This window comes from Psychrobacter sp. Choline-02u-9, from assembly GCF_002836505.1.
In the GTDB taxonomy this organism is placed as follows: Bacteria; Pseudomonadota; Gammaproteobacteria; order Pseudomonadales; family Moraxellaceae; genus Psychrobacter.
Window position 1 is genome coordinate 1 of the sequence record NZ_PJBF01000014.1, and the last position, 2055, is coordinate 2055.

Consider the following 2055-nt stretch of genomic DNA (forward strand, 5'->3'; position numbering starts at 1 on the left):
AAAGTCAAACGCTCGACCTCAAGCCAGTTTGTTTGCGCTTGGCCTGGATGTGTTGATTGAGGGCCTTCACTTGGTGTTCTTTAACAATGATAAGACTGTATTTCGACAGTTAGTTAGCTTTTTAACCCCTAAACCTATGAAAATCGGGTGGGGATGATTTTTTTGTCGTGTGCAGAGAATAAGTTAAACAGCTGTCGTCTATTCGATCTAAAACCGATACAAAGTGCTAATGGGGTGAGTTTTTTGCAGCCTCTGTTACGCCTGCGAACAGCAAGCAAGAAAAATCTATCCCATTAGCACGGGAATACTAACGTATCGATTTTATTTTGCAATTACTATATAAAAATATCTTCATCAAAAAAAAGCGCGTAAATATTTTCATATTTACGCGCTTTTAGTAAAAACAGTATGCCTTGCTATTTAGAACGTTCACCATCTGTTGGCATCATTTGTCGCTTTAGTGTTCTTTTTCAATTTAAAAACACTTTACGTATTTGTATTTGATACAATTATGTTACTAGCAAATTACAGATTAATTACTGGTCGAGTTTTGATAGGCAGAATCAAGCGGATTAATAGCTAATATTAGGCAGTAGCGATAAGCTGAATGATATGACGCCAACTATGTTGGCATTGATCAATACTGGAATCCGAGCCATTTATTTAGCTAAAATCTTAAAATAAGTTTTGCCATCATGACGACCAAGCTATCATATAAATATAGATTTACATATTATTTTCTAACATAAGGATATTCCAATGATAAACTTTCCACGTGCTAAGCCCTCCTCCCTGTTAGTAGCCACTATCTTTGCCATCAGCGCCGTCAGTATGGCCGGCTGTAGTAATAGCAATGAGACCAAAGCCGTTGACCGTTTGGAAGAAGCAGAAGCCTTGGCTCGCGTTAAAGCCCTCGAAGCCCGTGCCGAAACGCTAAAAGGTAATATGCCAGCTGCCAGTGATATGAGCGCTAGCGCAGGCGGCGGTGATGCGGCAGGCGCAGCAAGCGGTAAGCCGTCCATTAAGATGCCAGACGAATCGACCATTCCAGATGATGAGTATGGCGCTGCCGTACGCCGCGGTCTACAGCTTGCCAACCATACTTATAAAGAGCTGCCGAATAACGTTGGTAACCAGCTTAACTGTACCAGCTGTCACCTAGGCAATGGCTCAGAAGCGTATGCTGCACCTTGGAACAATATGCCAAGTATTTACCCGATTTATCGCTCACGCGCAGGTCGCGTCAATACCATTCAAGAGCGTATTAACGGTTGTTTTGAGCGTTCGATGAATGGTAAAGCACTCGATCTTGATTCAGATGATATGAATGCGATGGTGTCTTATATGAGCTGGTTGTCGCAAGATATGCCATTTGGGGTATCACCTGAAGGTCGCGGTTTTGTAAAAGTGAATAAAGAGTTAGAGCCAAACCCTGAAACGGGTGAAAAGCTATTTGCAGAAAAATGTAGCGTTTGTCACGGTGATAATGGCGAAGGTCAATATAATGACGATGGTACTTATATCTATCCTGCGGTAGCTGGCGATAAATCCTTTAATGATGGCGCAGGCATGGCGCGTACATATACCGCCGCGGCCTTTATTAAAGGTAAAATGCCGTTCGGTCAGGGCAATACACTAAGCGATCAAGAAGCGGTCGATATTGCCGCCTACTTTACCCATTTGCCGCGCCCTGTCAAAGCCAATAAAGACAAAGATTGGCCAAATGGCGATGCACCAAAAGATGTGCGTCGTTAATTGAAAAGCTTATAAGTCAGACCATAAAAAAGCCCAGCTATTCAATAACTTGGCTTTTTTATCATAGATAGTTAAGACAAATAGCTCTGCACACGACAAAAAAACAAAAAGTCTGTTAAAGCAAAGGCATAATAGTAATTTTTAAGACGAATCAGACCATGCCAAACTTTAACAGACTTAGTGAGACTTTAACCCAAAACCTGAGCATGAACAAGGCAAGAATCAATTGTTTGAGCCTAATGATAATAGCCCTGATTACTGCTCAAAGCAGTAATCTTAAAAAAAATAGCAAGACACCTT

Annotated in this window: 1 protein-coding gene; it reads left to right on the forward strand. The window is 41.5% G+C overall.

Features of this window, described 5'->3' with window-relative positions:
* The first annotated feature begins 759 nt into the window (after positions 1–759).
* Positions 760–1755 (forward strand): c-type cytochrome, encoded by a 996-nt coding sequence (locus CXF69_RS00515; protein WP_102078934.1) that lies wholly within the window; start codon positions 760–762, stop codon positions 1753–1755.
* Positions 1756–2055: the final 300 nt, after the last annotated feature.